General features: G+C 30.2%; 21 protein-coding genes. 1 reads left to right on the forward strand and 20 read right to left on the reverse strand.

Annotated elements, in window-relative coordinates:
- Nucleotides 1-13: 13 nt before the first annotated feature.
- The 8 genes from BUB70_RS07690 to BUB70_RS07725 all read right to left on the reverse strand — a co-directional run bounded on the left by BUB70_RS07690 (nt 14) and on the right by BUB70_RS07725 (nt 7,288).
- The gene (locus BUB70_RS07690) at nt 14-748 is read right to left on the reverse strand and encodes an SDR family oxidoreductase (RefSeq protein WP_073120249.1); all 735 of its coding nucleotides are present in this window, start codon (nt 746-748) and stop codon (nt 14-16) included.
- Nucleotides 745-1,098 (reverse strand): darcynin family protein, encoded by a 354-nt coding sequence (locus BUB70_RS07695; protein WP_073120909.1) that lies wholly within the window; start codon nt 1,096-1,098, stop codon nt 745-747. The genes BUB70_RS07690 and BUB70_RS07695 overlap by 4 nt, the downstream gene beginning before the upstream one ends.
- 150 nt (nt 1,099-1,248) lie before the next feature.
- Nucleotides 1,249-1,755 carry a cupin domain-containing protein gene (locus BUB70_RS07700; protein WP_073120252.1) on the reverse strand — a complete coding sequence of 169 codons (507 nt, stop codon included), beginning with the start codon at nt 1,753-1,755 and terminating at the stop codon, nt 1,249-1,251.
- 81 nt (nt 1,756-1,836) lie between these two features.
- Nucleotides 1,837-2,412, reverse strand: coding sequence for a Crp/Fnr family transcriptional regulator (locus BUB70_RS07705; protein WP_073120254.1), 576 nt, complete (start codon nt 2,410-2,412; stop codon nt 1,837-1,839).
- A 208-nt stretch (nt 2,413-2,620) separates the two neighbouring features.
- Nucleotides 2,621-3,205, reverse strand: coding sequence for a lamin tail domain-containing protein (locus BUB70_RS07710; RefSeq protein WP_073120257.1), 585 nt, complete (start codon nt 3,203-3,205; stop codon nt 2,621-2,623).
- 393 nt (nt 3,206-3,598) lie between these two features.
- Nucleotides 3,599-3,946 carry a hypothetical protein gene (locus BUB70_RS07715; RefSeq protein ID WP_143155265.1) on the reverse strand — a complete coding sequence of 116 codons (348 nt, stop codon included), beginning with the start codon at nt 3,944-3,946 and terminating at the stop codon, nt 3,599-3,601.
- Between the two features lie 282 nt (nt 3,947-4,228).
- Nucleotides 4,229-5,986 carry a DUF6119 family protein gene (locus tag BUB70_RS07720; protein WP_073120262.1) on the reverse strand — a complete coding sequence of 586 codons (1,758 nt, stop codon included), beginning with the start codon at nt 5,984-5,986 and terminating at the stop codon, nt 4,229-4,231.
- A gap of 384 nt (nt 5,987-6,370) precedes the next feature.
- Complete coding sequence (locus tag BUB70_RS07725) at nt 6,371-7,288, reverse strand: ClpXP adapter SpxH family protein (protein ID WP_073120264.1); 918 nt, start codon at nt 7,286-7,288, stop codon at nt 6,371-6,373.
- Nucleotides 7,289-7,470: 182 nt separating this feature from the next.
- On the opposite strand from BUB70_RS07725, the gene BUB70_RS07730 reads away from it, so the two are divergent.
- Complete coding sequence (locus tag BUB70_RS07730; protein WP_073120266.1) at nt 7,471-7,833, forward strand: winged helix-turn-helix transcriptional regulator; 363 nt, start codon at nt 7,471-7,473, stop codon at nt 7,831-7,833.
- 205 nt (nt 7,834-8,038) lie between these two features.
- Here BUB70_RS07730 and blaOXA read toward each other — a convergent pair whose 3' ends face one another.
- From blaOXA to BUB70_RS07790, 12 genes are all read right to left on the reverse strand, one after another.
- Entirely contained in the window at nt 8,039-8,845 is an 807-nt protein-coding gene (gene blaOXA, locus BUB70_RS07735; RefSeq protein WP_073120268.1) for a class D beta-lactamase, read from the reverse strand.
- A gap of 117 nt (nt 8,846-8,962) precedes the next feature.
- On the reverse strand, nt 8,963-9,541 hold the full coding sequence (locus tag BUB70_RS07740) for an NAD(P)H-dependent oxidoreductase (RefSeq protein ID WP_073120270.1): 579 nt from the start codon (nt 9,539-9,541) through the stop codon (nt 8,963-8,965).
- Nucleotides 9,542-9,601: 60 nt separating this feature from the next.
- On the reverse strand, nt 9,602-10,165 hold the full coding sequence (locus BUB70_RS07745; RefSeq protein ID WP_073120273.1) for a Crp/Fnr family transcriptional regulator: 564 nt from the start codon (nt 10,163-10,165) through the stop codon (nt 9,602-9,604).
- A 147-nt stretch (nt 10,166-10,312) separates the two neighbouring features.
- Nucleotides 10,313-10,846, reverse strand: coding sequence for a GNAT family N-acetyltransferase (locus BUB70_RS07750; protein WP_073120275.1), 534 nt, complete (start codon nt 10,844-10,846; stop codon nt 10,313-10,315).
- Between the two features lie 38 nt (nt 10,847-10,884).
- Entirely contained in the window at nt 10,885-11,742 is an 858-nt protein-coding gene (locus tag BUB70_RS07755) for an SDR family oxidoreductase (RefSeq protein WP_073120278.1), read from the reverse strand.
- A gap of 51 nt (nt 11,743-11,793) precedes the next feature.
- Entirely contained in the window at nt 11,794-12,375 is a 582-nt protein-coding gene (locus BUB70_RS07760) for a Crp/Fnr family transcriptional regulator (protein WP_073120280.1), read from the reverse strand.
- Nucleotides 12,376-12,452: 77 nt separating this feature from the next.
- On the reverse strand, nt 12,453-12,875 hold the full coding sequence (locus BUB70_RS07765) for a hypothetical protein (protein ID WP_073120281.1): 423 nt from the start codon (nt 12,873-12,875) through the stop codon (nt 12,453-12,455).
- 91 nt (nt 12,876-12,966) lie between these two features.
- A complete protein-coding gene (locus BUB70_RS07770; RefSeq protein ID WP_084730223.1) occupies nt 12,967-13,443 on the reverse strand; it encodes a GDP-mannose mannosyl hydrolase in 477 nt (158 codons plus the stop codon).
- Nucleotides 13,433-13,651 (reverse strand): putative signal transducing protein, encoded by a 219-nt coding sequence (locus tag BUB70_RS07775; protein ID WP_073120283.1) that lies wholly within the window; start codon nt 13,649-13,651, stop codon nt 13,433-13,435. The genes BUB70_RS07770 and BUB70_RS07775 overlap by 11 nt, the downstream gene beginning before the upstream one ends.
- Nucleotides 13,652-13,691: 40 nt before the next feature.
- On the reverse strand, nt 13,692-14,891 hold the full coding sequence (locus BUB70_RS07780; RefSeq protein ID WP_073120284.1) for a retroviral-like aspartic protease family protein: 1,200 nt from the start codon (nt 14,889-14,891) through the stop codon (nt 13,692-13,694).
- A 295-nt stretch (nt 14,892-15,186) separates the two neighbouring features.
- Nucleotides 15,187-18,864, reverse strand: coding sequence for a phosphoribosylformylglycinamidine synthase (gene purL / locus BUB70_RS07785; RefSeq protein WP_073120285.1), 3,678 nt, complete (start codon nt 18,862-18,864; stop codon nt 15,187-15,189).
- 102 nt (nt 18,865-18,966) lie between these two features.
- Entirely contained in the window at nt 18,967-20,286 is a 1,320-nt protein-coding gene (locus tag BUB70_RS07790; RefSeq protein WP_073120286.1) for a heparan-alpha-glucosaminide N-acetyltransferase domain-containing protein, read from the reverse strand.
- Nucleotides 20,287-20,336: the final 50 nt, after the last annotated feature.

Consider the following 20,336-nt stretch of genomic DNA (forward strand, 5'->3'; position numbering starts at 1 on the left):
TTTTTAAATTTTATCATCCATTTTTCATGAGGCTGTCTGCCAATCTGGGCGAAAGTCTATTTATATATTTTAACAATTTTGTTTTGCCTATATAACTTTCAAATTTATTTTTCTTAAAGTTTCTGAAAAATTCTGTAGTTAATTGTTCAGGAGAAATTTTTGATTTTCCTCTTCCTTCTGTCATAGGAGTGTCTATCAAGGCAGGAATAATTTCAAAAACTTTTGTATTGGTTTCTGCTAACTGATAACGAAGCGTTTTACTAAAACTATGAATGGCTGATTTACTAGCACAGTAAACAGAAGCAGATTTTTTAGGAGCAATAAAAAGCCCGCTACTAACATTTATGATTGCACTGTTCTTATTTTTTAATAATATGGGAAGTAGCAAACCTGTAAGTTTTATGGGAGCTGTTATGTTTGTGGAAACCTCATAGTCTATTTTGTAGGTAAGGTTGGGTTCGTCTGTAAAATTGTAATTGTACTGTACTCCTGCATTGTTTATTAAAATGTTCAGGTTGGTATGTTGTTGCTCTATGAACAAAACAAGTTCGTCTAGGTTTTTTTTGTTTGTTAAGTCGCCGGTAAATGTTATAATTTGGGGAAAGTTGTGATTTATTTCTTTCAACTTGTTTTTGTCTCTTCCTGTAATAATCACTTTGTTGTTTAGCTCTAAAAAACGTTTTGCCAATGCCCATCCAATCCCCGATGAACCGCCTGTAATTAAAACGGTGTTTCCTGTGGTAATCATTTCTTATCCTTTTTAAAACGTTCGTTAAAATCTTCGAACAAGTTTTCCTGTCCTACAATAATGTCTTTAATTTCAAAATAAGGTGTACCGTAAACTTTTGTGTCACGAAGCAATTCTATAAACATTTTGTAATCGTCTAAACTAGTTGTGTTTACTATCATAAAATCTGAAACAGATGCATGAAAATACTCGCTGTCAAACAATTGAATACTTACAGTTTTACTTACCCGAGTGAAAATTGGCGTTAGTTCTTTTTCAACAAATTTGCTTCTTTCTTCTCTTGTTAATGAAAGCCATTGAGGAGATGCGTTCATCAATACCAAAATGGTATAAGGTTTTTTAATTTTCATATCACTTTGTTTTTGGGTATAGGCACTTAGCGAAAATGCCAATAGTAGAATTAAAGTTAGTCTCTTCATGTTTTTTTAATTGATATAGCAAAGTTGGAAAAGCCAAAAGTCAATTCCATTTACATAGGTTGATAAATGCTACAAATCAAATTATTCTCTAGTAGGAATCATATCAGAAGAATCCACAGGATAACTGTCGTACTTATTGTATAGTTTTAAGTATTTTTCAGGATCAATAGGAGTTTTGTTAAGTATTTCGTTTAAACCTCTAAAAAAGCCTTCTCTTTTGGATGAAGGATTAAAAATGAGTAGCAATACTACTTCTTCTTGAGTATCATTTCTAAAGCCATGTGGTGAAAATCTTGGTGCATAAGCCACCGAACCAGTTGTTGCTTGGAAATTTTTTTCAAGGGTTTCAAATGTTAATATCCCTTTTTTTACAATAAATGTTTCATCCATATACCTATGATAATGTAACTTAGCTCCAATAGACATTGGTGCGAGTATAATTTCATAAATCCCTAATTGATCATTTGAATGTTCGCTTGTTATTTTAAAGGTGAAAGAATTGTTTCCTATTTCGTAACGTTCACCCTGATTTGGAGAAATAAGAATTGTATTATTTTCCAATTGGTCATTAAAGAAATCTGTTTTCATACTACTTTATTTAAAATCGTTTTATTAAAAACAAAGATTTAGAATCTTAAGCAGCTAAACATTTACATAGGTTGATAAATGCTATTTTCCAAACATTTTTCTTCTGATACGGCTGAGCTGTGTTGGTGTTATACCTAAGTAAGAAGCGATGTGATATTGAGGAATTAGTTGTTCTAACTGAGGAAAATCTTTTTGGAAAATTTGATAACGTTTTTCAGCATCTAATAATACAATTTCAATTTCCCTTTGTTCTTTTTGCACAAAAAAATGTTCCGCTAAAATTCTTGCACCTCGTTCAATGTCAGGACAGGTTTTATATAGGTTTTGTATGTCTGCAAACTTTGCAACCAGTATGTTACAGTCGGTTAAGGCTTCTTGAATAATTTGATTGGGTGTACCTGTTATCAGTGAAGCATACCCACCAATAAAGCAAGGAGAGGTAAAAAAATGTTTGTTGTATTCAACAGCCTCATTGTTCCTATAAAAGCCTCTAATAATACCACTTTCTAAAAAACCAATTTCTTTAGCTATTTGCCCTTGCCTAATAAAACACTCTCCTTTTTTAAGGACTTTAGGCCTAAACAATTCTGAGAATTTATCCCAATTTTCAGGAGAAATAGGAGTTAGTTTGTTAAAGAATGATTTGAAATGTGACATTGATAAAATTCTTGTTTTTAAAAAGAAAGATATACTATTTAGTTTTATATAAGTATTTATGAAATGATTAATGCCATTTCTGGCTCATAAAATCTAGGTTTTAGATTAGTTTCTTTTACTAAATATTTAGTAAAGTCAAAATAGATTTTAATTATTGATATGTGAACAATAATTAGGTAAAGAATTATGTCATCAAAAACTATGTTCCTTATTGTTGTCTAATAGCCTTATTATTTGGGTTACTAACAGGACCATTATTTTTGCTTTTGTAGGTAGGGCTCATTTGAATAAATGGACCTGTACCATTTTCATACCTACCCCAAGAAACATCAGAAACTTGTGCTGTAAATGTGGTCTCATCTAGAATTGTTTCTTGCACATTAGAAAAGAATAAAGTAGCTCCTGATTTTGTTAACTTAAAAGATGTATGCAAACCAGGTTGGTCTAAATCTTTATCTGCCCAAATCATCAAATAGTCGTTTGCTTCAATGATAGTTCCTTCTGGAAAACTCCACTTTTGAATATTTTCTGCATCATTGGATAAATAATAACCAGACAAGTCTACTGCTGTATTTGTTGTATTATACAACTCTATCCAATCATCATATTCATTGTTAGCATCTGCTGTTGAATTGGAATTAGATGCAAGTAATTCATTAATAACCACCGCGTGAATATCTACATCAGGTTGTTCATTAGTTAATACTTCTTTTTTACAGGCAGCAATTAGAATAATTACTACTGGGAAGTATAGAAATAATGGTTTTATTTTAAGGTTATTTATTAATTTCATGATGTAATATTTTAATTAGGTTTTATAACTATTAGTTTATTTAAAACTTATTTTTAATGTCGTTTTAAGGGCATTCTTAGCTCAGGTTTTTTAATAAATGAAATTTCTGGTTTAGATTTCAAATATCAAAGATGTTTTTTAGAGCACTTTATTTTTTGGGGTAATTGATAACGTTTTTGGCTAGGCTTTGTGCTGGAAGAAAATCGGTAAGATTTTCGAACCTGTGCTTAGCCGAAGCTTTTTTGTTTGGGGTTGTTTTTTGTGGTTTCACAAATCCATGTCTCAGTAAACTCAGTACAAGCTTCAACAAAATTTGGTAACTTAGTAAATATACACAAACTTTGATAAAGCACAGAACCCGTATGAAATTTAGCTGCTTTTAGAAAATTGTTTTTATTCCTTAATTAAAGTCAAAGTCAATTTTTCATATTGTTCTTGAGAATCATTTGCGTCAATTTGGTAAGTGTAATTTCCTTTTTTAAGCGGTGTTTCTCCAACGTAATCAGAGGGTTGAAGAGTATAAGTTTCTCCATCAATTTCCAATTTCACATACGCATATCTATAAGCAGTTTTAAATGTCTTATAACTTGTCATTTCTTGAGGACTAATGTTTTCGAAAGCTGTATTTCCAGTAGAAGTGTTTACAACAATATTTTGGAAATCATATTGACTAACATTTGAAAGTCGAATATTCAATTCAGACGTGATATTATCGTCGTTATTTGAGCAACTAATTAGCATTGAAATTGAAATAATTAAAGTCAGTATTTTTTTCATATTCTTGGTTTTATTAATTAGATGCGAAAATATCAAAAGGGTTGTGTCAAATGTTTTGGCTAGGCTTTGTACGGGAAGAAAATCGACAAGGTTTTCAGATACGGACTAAGCCTAAGCTTTTTGTTTGGATTTGTTGATTTGGTTTCACAAAGCCAAAGAAACAAGATTTGGCGACTTAGTAAATATATACAAAACTTTGGAGTATGAGAGAACCCGCATGAAGTTTAGCCGGTGTTGGCTACAGTTTTATTTTATATCGTAATACTTTAAGGAATATAAATTTTTCATTTCTTGATTTGTTTGGATTATACAATATTTAGCAATATTAGATTTACTTTTTTTTACTCTATCAGTAATAGTTGTTTCTTCACCAAAACCTGATTTATATGCCATAACGAAAACAATATTTTTTTCAAATATTTTCAAGAATTCATTTTCAGTAATTTTATGATTATCATAGCGTTTAAAAACTGATTTTAAATAAATTTTATCTTCTGAATTGACATCTGTATATAATCTATTAGCAGCAATTGAAATTTGATTTGATAAATCCCTCATTTTAGCATCAAAACCTTTTTTTACATGTATTAAATAAACATTTTCTTTATCTTCATAAATAATATCACATAATTCAATGTTTTGGGATATCATTTTATCAAGTACAATATATTTCTCTAAGTTTTCATATTTCAAATTATATTCACCTTCTGTTTCTTTTGATTCCCATTTATAAGTTAAAATATTATGTGGAATTGAATTATTATCCAAGAGACCAATTGTTTTACTATTAATAGTCTCAATGAAATTATCTTTTACACGATACCATAAATTATCTATCTTGAATATAGGATAATTGTTGTATTTTATTTCACATGTTATATGTTGTAAAAAAGGAGCAATTGTTTGTTTCTTTTCGTTTTTATAACCAATGACTTTAATTCCAAATAAGATTGAATTAAAGTCATAGATACTCTCTAATTTGTCGCCAAGTTGACTATAAATATATTCAAGTGTTTTTTCAAAAAGAAGATATTTATCGTTAGTTTCGAAGAAACAATTTCTTTTCTTTTTAGCATATACTTTGTAAGTATCACACTCATAAAATTCAATTATTTTGGAAGGATGTATAAAGTCAATATCAAATCTTCTTGTTGTGTTTTGTCTATTTGGACCATATAAATCTATCATAATATCATAAATTTCATTATGAAGTATTTTTTCATACTCAGCTGAAATTAATGTTTCGTCTTTTTCTTTAACGAATGATGAGATAGGAGTATGGAGCTTATTGTCTTCAAGATTAGTTAACACTTTTATTAATTCGACAAAAGTCTCAAAGTTTACTTTTTGTTTTATAAAAAAATATGTTGATACTTCTATTAATGTCTTATCATTACTAAAATCAATGAAATTAAAAATTGTTTCTTTTAACTCTTTTCGGAGCTCAAGATTTATTTTTCTTGGAATATCAGTGAAGTTTATAGAATCAGCTAAATTTTGTCCATTTCTAAAAATATCCCTTTCTTCAGTTAGTTTTCCAGCTATATTTCTTAAAGTTATTGATGAAATTTGATCATGATCTAAATCAGCTAGACATTCATATATGTCAATTCCAAAAGTATGATTTAGATATTTTTTCACAACAGAAATTCCACCACCACCTACAAGAGAATATATTTTATCAGAAATAGAAACAAATAAGACAAACGAAATTCTTTTTATTTCGAAATTATGATTATTTGTAATTTCAGTTGGTAGAAATTGTTTCCAATAGGATTCTTTTTCTGGTTCATTATAAACGTATGAAGTTATATTTAAATCATCAATTTCATGATTAGATATTGAAAATTGATTTTCTTCTATTTCAAAATTAGATTTATGACTATCAATTAAATGATTTATTATTTCTTTAGCTGAATTTAGTTTTCGGATTTCATAAAACTCAGTATTAATTTTGAAAATCTTTACATCATATTTAAAATCATTTTCAATAAAGTTTCTCATTATATAAAAATTTCATTAATTGGACTACCTAGTAAATTTGGTGTTTTTTATAAAACTACAGATAAATCTCAATGAATCATAGGTTTACTTATTCACAACTTTTAAAAGTTCTTAACAAATGCTAAGAGTTAGGCTTGGCTAAAGGCTTTACAGCCGTTAAAGTAATTTTTGGTGTTGTTATATACTTTTTCATGTCCTAACAATTCCTTTCTTGTTAGTGTATTTATATGTTGAGTGTTGTGTTTTTGTGAGTTCTGTTATGATTATTGTAAATAAGAAGTAACAAGTTTAAATCATATGTTTTTAAGAAAGAGACCTAATTAAACAAAAAACGGTTTGAGTTTTATACCCAAACCGCTATTGCTTTTATATTTTAAATGATAGTTATTTTAAAATCCACAAAGAGCCATTTTTGGTTGTTTGTTTTTCTAGTTGGTTATTTTTTACAAGATCATTTAATATTGTTTCTGCCTCTTTTCTTGGTATAAGGGCTAACTCTGAAAACTCCCTTGCTGTTAAAGAATGATACGTAGCAAAAAGTGATTGCCAACTTTTATTGTATTCTTTCTTGTTTACTTTAGAGGAACTATTTGTAAGAGCTTGCTCAAATACAGCATAAGGTTTAGATCCATATACGGTTTCTTTTTTTCCTGAGCTATCTATAAATAATAGCGTTGGGAATCCACGTACTCCTTGTTCTTGTGCTAATTTTAAATCTTCTTCAAATAGCGTTTTAGCCTTGGTATCACAATCAATTTTAAACTGTTTGGTATCTAAATTAACTTTTTTTGCAGCCTCTTCTAAATATTCCCATTTGGTAATATTCTTTTTATCTAAGAAAACCATTTCTCTTATTTCTCTTAAAAATAAAATAGCTTTATGCTTGTCTTGTATTTGAGCTGCTTTAAAAGCAATGGAAGGTGGATATGAGGAATGTAAAGGATCTTCTAACCATAGATCACCATCAATTGGCATATCGTAATAAGCACTTACTTCATCCCAATGGTGTGCTACATCCGATGGTTTGCTTATCCCTCCGCTATTGTAATTCCAATCAGGTAATAAACCTCCCATTTTATATTCAATATTCACATAATTTCCATACTCTAATTTTAATCTTTTTAGTTGTGGTTCAATTCCCCAACAAGAAGAGCAAATTGGATCTGTAAAATAAATGATTTGAACTTTGTTGCTATCAACTTCCTGTTTAATAGACTGAGTTTCTGTATTGGTATTGATTTCACATATTCCTAATTGTGGATCACACAAGAGCGGATTTTTTTCTGTTTTTGATGGATTCATTTCTTATTGTTTTGGCTGTCTGTGACAGGATGTGAGGATTGTTAATCAAACTATAATCTTTATAATTTGTTGACTAAAAATCATCACTCAAAAATAGCAGATATTAATTGTACCTTTGATATCTGTTTCCTTTTGGAAAGTAGTTTCATTAAGGAAACTAATAAACAATTTTAATAAAACTGATGAAAAAGAAAGCTACAGTAAACAACACCTTTGTTTGTCAAGTGAGAATGCAAGCAATAAGAGATGCAATGAGTGTTTTATCTGGAAAATGGAAATTTCACATATTAGGGACTCTTATTGAAGGCGATAAATTGGGTTTTATGGATCTATTAAGAGAAGTGGATGGTATAGGAACAAAGATGCTGTCTAAAGAACTTCAGGATTTAGAAATCAATCATCTTGTTAGCAGAACAGTTATGAATACAAAACCAATAACTGTTGAATATGCGATAACAGAACAAGGAAAAACGCTTTCAACTGTTATAGAAGAATTAGCAAATTGGGGAATTGAGTATAGAAAATCAATTCTTGATACTAAATAGTTGGTGACTTGTTTTTATTGGGATTGATGTGTGAATAAAATCACTAAGATGTTTAAATATTTACCAAGCCGAAACTTTTATTTGGGTTTGTTTCTTTCTCTTTCTTTTTCTTTTTCACAATGATGCTCCTAAGTTTAGGAACAGCAAAATTTAACGGCTTAATAAATATTGATAAAATACTAGGGCAGAGCATGAGCCCTATTAATTAGCTATTAGTTTTTATATACTCTAAAGCTTTTAGTGTAATTTCTTTTCTTAGTTTAGGAAACAATTCTTTGTTTGTGTTTTCATTAGGTGCAATATTGGTAGCAAAAAAGTAAGTGTTATTCTTTGTTTCAATATAACCTACAAACCAACCATTGTAGTTTCCATTTCTAATAGATAAACCAGTTTTTCCGTATAATTTATATTTTTTGTTTTCTTCAATAAAAGAGATTCTTTTTAGGATTTCTTCCGTTCTTTTAGAAATTTTTAATTCCGAATTAACCAAACGTTTTAAAAAATCTATTTGTTGAAATTGATTGATTTTTGAGGTTCCTTCTAACCAGAATACGTCTAAATTTTTTGAAGTTACATTCATCTCTCCAAATTGTAATTTGTTGAGATATTCATTCATTCTTTTTTCTCCAATTTTATTGGCAATTTCTTGGTAACAAGGAACACATGAATATTGAAAAGCATCTCTTAATATTAAATCTTGCTCCCAAACTTTATAAGCTCTTTTTTCTCCATTCCATTTAAATAATGTACTGTCATTTTCTACAACTTTAGTTTCTAAAGCAATTATAGAATGCGGAATTTTATATGTAGAAGCAGGTAAACGTCCTGTTTTAGCCCAATGAAAGTTATTTGAGTAAAATACATCTTTTTGTGTGTCATAAATCAGTATAGAACCATCTACATGATTTGAGTTTATAATTGATTGAAATTCGGGTTTAAGTATTTCCTTTGTATTGTTTTTATGACAAGAAATTAAAACACTTACTGTTAAAATAATATTTAAGATTTTCATATTGTTACGGCTGTTAACTACTTTGTATAAAGAGTGGCAAAAGTAAAGAATATTGCTAAAAAATGGTTTGAATTTGTGTTGAAAACCATTGTTGTTGATGCATAATGTTGAGTGTGTTTACTTTAGGTTTTTCCCTAAGTTAAATACTTTATCTAACCACTTTTTTCTAAAATCAGGACTTGAACTTTTAATTGGTGAAATATAAGTTACTTTAACAGGATTAATTCCGCAAAATTGCAAAGTCCCCTTTTTAAATTGATTGATAGCGGGACTTTTCATAATTAAATAATCATACCATTTTGGTGTGTCAGCTGTTATAATTAAACGTGCCGATTTTCCTTTTAAGAGTTTTTCTGGCAATGGTTTTCCCTCAATTGGCTGATAAGTAATTCCAGGTAAAAATGTTCTGTCTATAAATCCTTTCATTAATGCAGGGTAACCATACCACCACATTGGAAAAACCCACACTATATGATCTGCTTTTTTTATTTTATCAATGGCATTTACCAAATCCGGTTCTAGTTCCATTCTTTTTCGATAACCAAATTTTAAATTAGAATTAAACTCTAATTCAGCAATGTTAATTTGAGTCAGCGTAGTTTCTGTATTACTTGCTCCTTTTATATAAGCTTCTGATAAAGCATTATTAAAACTCTCTTTATCAGGATGTCCATTAATGATAAGTACTTGTTTCATGTTTGTTCTATTTTTTTTACAAAGAACCAAACAATTAAACTTCTTTAAAAGGACATTTGTCTAATTTGAAATGGACTTTCTTATTCGACTCAAATGTCTTTGAGTAATACCCAAGTATGAAGAAAGAAAATGAAGAGGAATTAACTGTAAATATTCTGGTTGATGTCTCAATAAATCGAGGTAACGTTTTTCAGCACTTTCTCTTTGTAACATAAAAATTCTTTTTTCTAATTTGATGTATTCTTGCTCAGCCATCATTTTAAAAAACCTTAACCAATTAGTGCTTAATTCTTCTAGTTTTAAAAGTTGATCTCTTGATATTGTTAAAATTTCAGTATCGGTTAAAGCTTGAATATTTTCTACAGTTTTATTTTGAGACAAAAATGAAGAGTAGGCACTGACAAACGAATTAGAAAAAGTAAAACAATAGGTTACTTCTTCTTCCATAGAGGAATGGTAAAATGACCTGAATAATCCAGAAACCACAAATGCAACTTCTTTGCAAGTTTGACCTTCTTTGATGAAAAACGCTCCTTTTTTTAGTTTTTTACGAACTACTTTTTTTTCAAAAAAATCAATTTCCTCTTTGGTAAGGATATTAAATGTTTCTAAATATTTTTTCATTTTATATAGTTACGAACAACAATACTTTTAGGAATAGTTTAGGAGTTTAAAGTTACTAAATTATGATGCAGTACTTGGTTTTCATTTCTATTTTAAGTCAATACAGAATTGCTATTATTTCTAAAAGAATGTTTTTTGTTTGGCTTTTTATGCTGTTTTAATTTTTGAATAAATGTCCAAACTTATCAACTCTCCATTTTTAATTTCACAATCTTTCATCACTCCTTCGTGTTGAAAGTCAAGTTTTGCCATTGCATTTTTACAGTTTGTATTGTCTGATTCTACAAAACCTTCAATTCTATGGAGTCCCAGTTCCTTAAAACCGTAGTTACATATTAGTGGCATGGCTTCTTTCATAATTCCCTTTCCCCAAAAATCGGTTAGTAACCAAAATCCTATTTCTGCTTTTTTATGTTCTTTATTCAAGTCATTCAATCCGCCAGCACCATAAAAAGTTTTATTGTCTAGTGAACAAATAGCAAACCACATGCCTGTTCCTTCTTTCTCAAGATTTGCAAACCAATTCATTTGTTCTTTTGTAGCTTCTATACTCATAAAACTAACTCCGTAATGTTTAATAATATCAGGATTAGAAAGTCCTTTAAAAACATTTTCAATATCACTATCAACAAATTGTCTTAGTAAAAGTCTATCACTTTTTATTTCCTTAGAGTTATTCATTTTATTAAAATTCTGTTTTCAGAGAACTGTTGTAAATCTTATTTGTTATTTACTTCTTTAATAAAGAAATCTTTTAAATGCTCTTGACCAAACAATGGTGATTTCATATCCATAACCATTGTTGTCATAAAAAACTCTATTGGACCGTATGTTTTTGAACTCGTAAATGTTCTCATGCTCCAAAGGACAAATTTTCTTATCCAATCTGGCAGATGAACAATTTTTTTTGGTTTCCCATAAGCTTTTAAAGCCAATTCAGCAATTTCATTTTGCGAGAGTAAATCGGGACCCCCTATATTTATTTCTTTTTTTTCTTGATTAATTGTACCAACAATTTCTTTAGCTAAGTCTTTTCCATGAATTGGATTTAATTTTAGTTTTCCATTTCCAAAAAGATAGACCTTTCCACTTTTGGCCATTTTTAGAAAATCTCCCATGTCCGAAAAAAATCCATTGGGTCTTATGATACAATATTCAAGTCCAGATTGTTTTAAATAATCCACTAATTTCTCTTTAGCTTCACAAATTTTTAAATGTCTTAGTTTTTCTCCATTTAAAACCGAGATATAGATGAATTTTTTTACTCCATGTTTCTTAGCTTCATCTATCAGGTTTACATTAGCTTGATAATCAACATCCATATATGTTAATCCATCTTTTTGTCTTGTAATACCTACTGTACTTATAACTACATCAATATTTTTACAGATGTCTTTTAGTGTTTCTGGTTTGGTAACTTGTGCTTCCAAAATGTTAAGGTTTGGAGCATTCATTTTTATTTTTTCTTTATTTCTAACAATTATTTTGGTTTCATAACCTTTTTCAATCAGCTCTTGAGTTATAAATTTTCCTAAATACCCTGTTGCACCTGCTACTAAAACATTTGTTGGTTTCATCTTTTTTATTACAAAGTTATCTGCTAGATATTCAGGTTCTCTTGACGAACGTCAAGATTTTTTTTTATTGAATACACGAGTTTTAATTCTACTTAAAGTTTCGGGAGATACACCTAAAAAAGATGCTATGTATTGTTGTGGCACACGTTGAAATAATTCTCCTTGAGTATTCAGTAGATCTATATATCTTTCTTCTGCAGATTTAGTAATAAAAGATGCAATTACTTTTTGGCAGGTAATTAATTCATTTTCTGTGGCTATTCTGGCAATTAGTTCAAATTTTGGAACTTGTTTTAGCAATAGGTCAATTTTTGATTTAGTGAAAACAAAAATTTCTGTTTGTTCCATAGCTTGATAGTTTTCTATGGCGGGAATATTAAAAGTATAGCTTTCTCCTGCACAAATAAATTGTCCTTCAGTATAAAAGAAAGCCGTTTTATCAATACCCTCTACATTATAAAAAAGTCTTACACATCCTTTAGTAACAAAATAGATTTCATCTGATATTTTTCCCTCTTTAAAAATAACCTCATTTTTTTGGTAAGTTTTTTTATCAACAGATTCTAGGAGTAATTGTATTTCTTGCTTATTAAGTGAAACATATAACTTTATATTTTCTATTAATTTCTCCATGTCAGTATTTTTTTCCTCTTGTGTTTCATTGTATTCGTTTTAAGCCTTAATGCTTGATTAATACAACATAAAAATAGTCAAGATTTTTGGATACCGTTAAGCTCCAGCTTTTTTATGGAATGATAATTTTTGGATTTTTTATGAGTTATTATAGTTATAATTAACCTGATTAATTCAATAAACGAGAGAACTATGAATAATGTTTTATTTGATTCTAGATATACTTTAAATAGACTAGAAATTAAGTAAATAAACCCAAAAGATAATCCTGTATAAAACAAATATCTAGGTATAAATTGTAGATAGTTAAGATATATCCCCCAGTTTTTATCTTTGATTAATAAATATCCTGAAATTAATAATGAAATTCCTAAGGTTATTTTAGTTAATTGAAACCAGTTTGTTCCAAGATGATTTGGCTGTGTTAATACTAATTGAAAAATTGAAATTGCAGAAAGCAAGTCAAGGTATCCAAATATTTGAGTTATTTTTTTTCTCATTTTTTATTTTTTTATTTTGAATGTATCAATTTAATCTATGTTGATTCAATTACAAATGTCCGTTCTTATATTCAATTTTCATAAAAACTCATTATTGAGTATGGCTAAAAGCTTTGTACTCGTTAAAGTAATTTTTGGTATTGCTATGTACTTTTTCATGTGCTAATAATTCTTGTTTATTGGCCCACCAATACTCAGAATGTTGTTGTTTTGGTAATTCTATAGTTTTTGTGTTTAATTTTAGATGAAAAGCATTTACAATATAATGTGTTCCGAAACCCTCGAGTTCTGCAAAGTTAGTAGGGTATATATGTTCATAAACACCTACAAAAACAGCTTCGTTTAACTGTATCTTAAAACCTAATTCGGCTTCCGATATACGCTGAAAAGCTTCTACAAAAGGTTCATTTTTTCTAATCACACCACCAGGTACAAACCAAGTGTGTTTGGCAGGATTATTTAATCGGTAGCCTAATAATATGTTTCCTTCAGTATCTTCTATAATCAAATCTATAGATACCAAAGGAGTGTTTTTCACCACTTCTATGTATTGTTTTCTAGGTAGCATTATTTTCTATTTCATTCATTATTTTTTTAACTCTTTCTAACTCAAAAGATTCTACTTGAAGTTCCATTTCTAATGTTGGCACATAATTCATGATTTGAGTTGATAGTTCATTTTTTATGAAACATTTAATTCCCTCTGATTCTAATCGGCTTTTTAATATTGATAAATCCGCCTCAATGTTTGATGTTTTGATAGTAATTAAACTCATAATTATTGATGTTTTTAGTGAGAAATCTATGTTAATTTAGTTATTTTTTTAAAATAAAACGGATAACATATTCATTGTCTTCAAAATCTAAAAATACACATTCAATTGTGTCTCTGTTATATTCACTGTTCCAATCATGTATTATTTTATCACACACGCTAAGTGAATCAAAATGTGTATTATTTATTTTTATATACTGATGACCTTCTTTTAAACCTATTTTTTCTGCATAAGAACCAGCAAAAACATTAGTAACAATGGATTTGAGATCAGAATTAACATTAGTTTTAAAGCCCAGCTTTGATGAGAAGTCGGTTGCCTCTCTAGCATATGTCTCAAAATACATCTTGTTGTTAAGGTAATCAATTGTAACAGCCCCTAGACTTAGAATTTTTGCTCCAAGTATAGAATGATTAGCGGGAGAACTGAAAGTATTTGTCTTGTAATTTACAATTTTTTTGCCCATAATTTCAATGCTATCAAATGCAACAATATAATTAAAATTATCATTTTGTTTACCAAAAAGACCTCTTCCATTGTATTCTGACGATATTGTATCTATGATATTACGAGGACTTAGAAAACCTTTTTTTAGCATTTCACGAAACACGATTGTGTTTAGACGATACAAATCGTTAACCGATCCAGTATCAAAAAGTACTCTTTCAGAACTATTTTTTCCTGGAAAATAAATATCAATATAAGGTGCCCCATTATTTTTAATAAAATCCACACCTATTAATGACTTATCCTGAATAAATGGTTTAGCTGAATTGGATACCTGAAATACTTTATTCTTGATGTCAATATGTATTGTGCTATTAGGGAGTAAATCATTCCCCAAGTACCCATCTATTATAACTCCACATGATTGTAAACCTTGAATGGGTCTTAGAATACATATTTGTATGTTTTTTAAAGTAATTTCACCAATAGATATTTCCGGTAATGTTGATGTTGTCATAGTTGATACATTACCATAATAATCCATGGCGTTAACAGTATCTTTTATAGTTAAATTAAGTTCTTTAGCAAGTTTTTTAGAAATGGATGTTGATGCCCCAGTGTCGTATTGAAAAAGATATTCTTTATTATTGATGAGAACAGGAATAATAATAATTTCTCTGAAAATTTCACAATCTATATTTCTTACATGAATATTCTTATCAATGTTAGAACATTTGGTAAATAGAACTAGTAAAACTAGAATGTAAAAATGAAATTTTATTGAACCTGTCATTTAAATGTGGATGTTTTATACCTCTATATAAAATAGCATTTTTAATTTTTATGTAGATTTTTCTATTCAGAAAATATTTATTGCGAATAACATAAAGATACTTTTTAATGTTTTTATAAACAATTGTGTTTTTACACAGTATAAAATTCTAAAAAAAAATCCCGCTAGAAATACTAGCGGGATTTTTTTATTTTATAAGTGATGGTTGTGTTCTCGATACATATTTCTTTCATTTTATTTCAGAAATTCACTTGAACTGACCTCTAAATACTATGTACTCAATACTAGATACTAGTTACTTCGTTAACCATTCTTTTGCGTTTACAAAAGCTTCTAACCAAGGAGAAACTTCATCGTTTCTATCCGTAGGATAGTTTGCCCAGTTCCACTGGAAAATAGAACGTTCAATATGTGGCATCATCACCAAGTGACGACCATCTTCAGAAGTTATCATGGCTGTATTATAACTAGAACCATTAGGGTTCGATGGATATCCTTCGTAACCGTACTTAGCTACTAAGTTATATTTACTTTCTTCATAAGGCAAGTTGAATTTTCCTTCACCATGAGAAATCCATACTCCTAAAGTACTTCCAGCCAAAGTGTTTAACATTACTGAATTGTTTTCTTGAATGCTAACAGAAGTAAATCCAGATTCGTGTTTATGAGAATCGTTGTGTTCCATTACAGGCTTTTCAGCATGGTCTGGATTGATTAGTCCAAGTTCTATTAACAACTGACATCCGTTACAAATTCCTAAAGATAATGTGTCTTTACGAGCGTAAAAGTTGTCTAAAGCTGCTTTTGCTTTTGGGTTGTATAAGAAAGCTCCCGCCCATCCTTTAGCAGAACCTAAAACATCTGAGTTAGAGAAACCTCCAACGGCTGCTAAAAAGTTTACATCTTCTAAAGTTTCACGACCTGTAATTAAATCGGTCATGTGAACATCTTTTACATCAAAACCAGCTAAGTATAAAGCGTTGGCCATTTCACGTTCAGAGTTCGATCCTTTTTCACGTAATACCGCTGCTACTGGTTTTTTAGCTGCTGCTATTTTAGGTAATTTCCCTGTAAAATGAGTAGGGAAAGTAAAATCTAAGGCTTGATTTTTATAATTGTCAAATCTTTCTGTAGCTTTTGCTTCTCCAGATTGTTGCTTGTCTAATAAATAAGAGGTTTTGTACCAAACATCTCGTAGCTCGGCTATAGCGAATTCTTCAGTATGGTCACCGTTAATTAAGGTGACAGTGTCACTTTCAACAGTACTACCAATGTTGGCAAATTTTAATCCAGCTTCTGTTAAAATAGTGGCTACATCAGAAGGATTTAAAGTTTGAATTAAAACTCCAGCATTTTCAGCAAACAATACCTTAGTTGTATCTGATTCTCCTAATCCAGTAATATCAATATTAGCTCCTAAGTTTACATCAGCAAAACACATTTCTAATAAAGCTGTGATCAATCCACCTGCAGAAATATCGTGTCCTGCTGTAATCAATCCTTTTTCTATTAAAGTTTGAATTGTATTAAAGGCCGTTTTAAACTTGGCTGCATCTTTAATATCTGGAGTTTCAGTACCAATTTTGTTTAATGCCTGTGCAAAAGAAGATCCTCCTAATTTAAAAGCATCAGAAGAAAAATCAACATAAAAAATAGCATTTCCTTCTTTTTTAGAGAAGACAGGTTCTACTACTTTTTTAATATCGTTACAATGACCGACTCCAGAAATAATTACTGTTCCAGGAGCAATCACATCTTTGTTAGGATATTTTTGCTTCATAGATAAAGAATCTTTTCCTGTTGGAATGTTAATTCCTAAATCAATAGCAAAATCAGAAACAGCTTGTACAGCCTTGTACAAACGAGCATCTTCTCCTTCGTTTTTACAAGGCCACATCCAGTTAGCAGATAAAGAAACAGAAGTCAATTTGTCTTCTAATGGAGCCCAAACTAAGTTGGTTAAACATTCAGCAATTGCATTACGAGAACCTGCAGCTTCATCAATAATAGCAGAGATAGGAGCGTGACCAATAGAGGTTGCAATTCCTTCTTTACCATTATAATCTAAAGCCATTACAGCTACGTCATTTAATGGCAACTGTAAAGAACCTGCACACTGTTGTTTGGCTACTTTACCACCCACACAACGGTCTACTTTGTTGGTTAACCAGTCTTTACATGCTACAGCTTCTAATTGTAAAACCGTTTGTAAGTTTTGTTGAATGTCTTTGTTGTTATACACTACCTCTTCGTACTTTCTAACTGTAGTACTATCGTGCATATAAGTTTTTGGAGAGGATCCAAACATATCATTTAAATCTAAATCCATAGGAGCTGCTCCTGTAGTGCTAGATTTAAAAGTAAAACGGTTGTCGTTGGTTACATCTCCTACAGTATGCATTGGAGAACGTTCACGAGCAGCCACACGCTCTAAATATTCAATATCTTTTTGGTTAATGACCAATCCCATTCTTTCTTGAGATTCGTTACCAATTAATTCTTTTGCAGACAAAGTAGGATCTCCTACCGGTAATTTATCCGTATCAATCAATCCACCTGTTTCCTCTACCAATTCAGACAAACAGTTCATGTGTCCACCTGCACCGTGATCGTGAATAGAAACAATTGGGTTGATATCGCTTTCTACCATTCCACGAATGGCATTGGCAGCACGTTTTTGCATTTCTGGGTTAGAACGTTGTACTGCATTTAATTCAATTCCAGAATCCATGGCACCCGTATCTGCAGAAGATACTGCTGCACCTCCCATACCAATACGGTAGTTGTCTCCACCAAGAATTACAATTTTATCACCCGCTTCTGGTTCATGTTTAATAGCTTGTTCCGCTTTTCCATACCCAACACCTCCAGCTTGCATAATTACTTTGTCAAACCCTAAAGTCCTTAAATCAGCATCCGCCAAATCTTTATTTGCTTCTTCATGTTCAAAAGTTAATAAAGAACCAGAAATTAAAGGTTGCCCAAATTTGTTTCCAAAATCAGAAGCTCCATTAGAAGCTTTGATTAAAATATCCATTGGTGTTTGGTATAACCACTTTCTTTCTTCTAAATTTTCCCAAGGTCTGTTTGCTTCTAATCTTGAGTAAGAGGTCATATAAACAGCAGTTCCTGCCAATGGCAAAGAACCTTGTCCACCAGCCAAACGGTCTCTAATTTCTCCACCTGCACCTGTTGCCGCTCCGTTAAAAGGTTCTACAGTAGTAGGGAAGTTGTGTGTTTCTGCTTTTAATGAAATGACAGAATTGAATTCTTTGGTTTCATAAAAGTCTGGTTTGTCTGCCGACTTAGGAGCAAATTGAGTTGCTTTAGGTCCTTTTACAAAAGCTACATTGTCTTTGTATGCAGAAACAATTCCGTTAGGATGTTCGTTAGAAGTTTTACGGATTAATTTGAACAATGAAGTTTCTTTTTCTTCTCCATCAATAACAAAAGTTCCGTTAAATATTTTGTGACGACAGTGTTCTGAATTGATTTGTGAAAAACCAAATACTTCAGAATCTGTTAATTTACGTCCTATTCTTTTAGACATATCCTCTAAGTAAGTAATTTCTTCCTCACTTAAAGACAATCCTTCTTGTTTGTCAAACGTTTTGATGTCCTCAATTTCTAAAATAGGCTGTGGTTTTACATCAATGGTATAAGTTTCTTGATTTAATCCTTCGTACATTTTTTGTAACATAGGATCAATTTCAGCCTCTTTAGAAGCTGCTTGTGTAAACTCTTCAATTCTTTCAATACCAGCAATACTCATGTTTTGAGTAATTTCTACAGCATTGGTACTCCATGGAGTAATCATTTCTCTACGAGGTCCTATAAAGAAACCTTCAAGACTATCACTATTTATTTGTTTAGCATTTCCAAATAACCATTCTAGTTTTTGAATGTTTTCAGGAGATTGAGCTGAAGTTTGTACTGCAAAAACAGTCGTGTTTTTTTGAAAGAATAATATCATTATCAATGAAGTTTGTTCAAATTTTACTTAAAGCGCAAATTTAGATAAAATCAGGGACTTTAAAGGAGGTATTTTTTAAAGTTTTTTAAGAATATCATCCCTTTATATAGAGCTTGTTCTATATTGTATTTTTCTTTTAACTACTTTAATTCTAACTTTTAGTCTTTGTAACTGATTTACCAAAACAGGTTCGTATTGTGTCCAAGCTAAAAAGAAGAACACAAAGGTTATGGCTCCGGCAATGGCAAAAAACGGATTTAAATTGTCTTTTAAATAACTACCGAATTTAAATCCAAAAAAACCTTGATATAATAGAATTACGTGGAATACATATACTGATAAAGTATTTTGACCAATATTTAAAAACGTGGTATAATTCCATCCTGTTAATTTCCAAAGAGTAATAACAATAGGAACAAAAAATAAGGTATAAGCAATAATGTTTTGTGAGGTAGTTTCTAAAGGAAAAGTAAAAGAGTAACAACCCAATGCAAAACTGACTACTAACAACACATGAAAGACCAAAGGAGGCATTTGTAATTGTTTGGCTTCTTTGATTTTTAGAACGAATTTTTGGACTAGTACGATAATACCAATAAAAATTAATACCTGAGAAAAACGAACAGGTTCATATTCATATTGAAAAGGTTTTAAAGAACTAAAACCAGGTAAATATTGAATTCCTGTTAATATTGGATAAGTAAGGTATTTGATGATGAAACCCAAAGCAATTAATCCAAAAGGAAAAGCAAAGTGATGTGCTTTATCTTTTAGTTTTACGATTAAACCACCTAAAGCACCTCCCATAAATACATATCCACACCAAGGGAATATAGGGAATACAGAGGTGTTTAAGTTGGTGTTTTTGCTCACTACCAAAATATTTTCTACAAAACGAGGAATGTATTGGTAGTCTAATTCATAAATAGTAGGGGAGATGATGAAGACTAAAAGTCCTAAAACTCCTAACAAAATCCCCAATGAAATCTTTAAAATATAGTGGTTAAAAAGGTATAAACTGATTAGTAAAAACAAAGACAGTCCTATGCATTGCAACACGTGAAATATTTGGGTAAGACCTGTAAATAAAGGTCTGTCTCCAAAAAAGTGTGTGTATAAGTTGAATTGTAATAGGTAGCCTAATAAAATTAAAACTCCGGTTCTTTTAAAACCTTTTTGTACTCTAAGGTTATTCCAGCCTTGTGTTTTATTCTTTAGCAATAAGTAAGTAAAAATCAATCCAGAAATGGATAAAAACAAAGGAGCGGTAATTCCTCTTGAAAATTTCCAAAAATTATAAATAGGGTTTTCCGGATCGCGAAAAACAGGTTGTAAACTAAGGGTCATAAAATGTCCCTCTAACATCATGATAATAGCAACAGATCTAACAATGTCTATAAAATCTAATCTATTTGTTTTCAATAATTTAGGTTGTGAAATTTGCGCGAAAATACACATTTTTTTTGAATTGA

The organism is Wenyingzhuangia marina, from assembly GCF_900130035.1.
GTDB classification, from domain to species: domain Bacteria; phylum Bacteroidota; class Bacteroidia; order Flavobacteriales; family Flavobacteriaceae; genus Wenyingzhuangia; species Wenyingzhuangia marina.

Bases quoted from the DNA above. Each gene is read 5' to 3' on its own strand.
- BUB70_RS07690 (WP_073120249.1), bottom strand. From the start codon at position 748: ATGATTACCACAGGAAACACCGTTTTAATTACAGGCGGTTCATCGGGG.
- BUB70_RS07695 (WP_073120909.1), bottom strand. From the start codon at position 1,098: ATGAAAATTAAAAAACCTTATACCATTTTGGTATTGATGAACGCATCT.
- BUB70_RS07700 (WP_073120252.1), bottom strand. From the start codon at position 1,755: ATGAAAACAGATTTCTTTAATGACCAATTGGAAAATAATACAATTCTT.
- BUB70_RS07705 (WP_073120254.1), bottom strand. From the start codon at position 2,412: ATGTCACATTTCAAATCATTCTTTAACAAACTAACTCCTATTTCTCCT.
- BUB70_RS07710 (WP_073120257.1), bottom strand. From the start codon at position 3,205: ATGAAATTAATAAATAACCTTAAAATAAAACCATTATTTCTATACTTC.
- BUB70_RS07715 (WP_143155265.1), bottom strand. From the start codon at position 3,946: ATGCTAATTAGTTGCTCAAATAACGACGATAATATCACGTCTGAATTG.
- BUB70_RS07720 (WP_073120262.1), bottom strand. From the start codon at position 5,986: ATGAGAAACTTTATTGAAAATGATTTTAAATATGATGTAAAGATTTTC.
- BUB70_RS07725 (WP_073120264.1), bottom strand. From the start codon at position 7,288: ATGAATCCATCAAAAACAGAAAAAAATCCGCTCTTGTGTGATCCACAA.
- BUB70_RS07730 (WP_073120266.1), top strand. From the start codon at position 7,471: ATGAAAAAGAAAGCTACAGTAAACAACACCTTTGTTTGTCAAGTGAGA.
- blaOXA (WP_073120268.1), bottom strand. From the start codon at position 8,845: ATGAAAATCTTAAATATTATTTTAACAGTAAGTGTTTTAATTTCTTGT.
- BUB70_RS07740 (WP_073120270.1), bottom strand. From the start codon at position 9,541: ATGAAACAAGTACTTATCATTAATGGACATCCTGATAAAGAGAGTTTT.
- BUB70_RS07745 (WP_073120273.1), bottom strand. From the start codon at position 10,165: ATGAAAAAATATTTAGAAACATTTAATATCCTTACCAAAGAGGAAATT.
- BUB70_RS07750 (WP_073120275.1), bottom strand. From the start codon at position 10,846: ATGAATAACTCTAAGGAAATAAAAAGTGATAGACTTTTACTAAGACAA.
- BUB70_RS07755 (WP_073120278.1), bottom strand. From the start codon at position 11,742: ATGAAACCAACAAATGTTTTAGTAGCAGGTGCAACAGGGTATTTAGGA.
- BUB70_RS07760 (WP_073120280.1), bottom strand. From the start codon at position 12,375: ATGGAGAAATTAATAGAAAATATAAAGTTATATGTTTCACTTAATAAG.
- BUB70_RS07765 (WP_073120281.1), bottom strand. From the start codon at position 12,875: ATGAGAAAAAAAATAACTCAAATATTTGGATACCTTGACTTGCTTTCT.
- BUB70_RS07770 (WP_084730223.1), bottom strand. From the start codon at position 13,443: ATGCTACCTAGAAAACAATACATAGAAGTGGTGAAAAACACTCCTTTG.
- BUB70_RS07775 (WP_073120283.1), bottom strand. From the start codon at position 13,651: ATGAGTTTAATTACTATCAAAACATCAAACATTGAGGCGGATTTATCA.
- BUB70_RS07780 (WP_073120284.1), bottom strand. From the start codon at position 14,891: ATGACAGGTTCAATAAAATTTCATTTTTACATTCTAGTTTTACTAGTT.
- purL (WP_073120285.1), bottom strand. From the start codon at position 18,864: ATGATATTATTCTTTCAAAAAAACACGACTGTTTTTGCAGTACAAACT.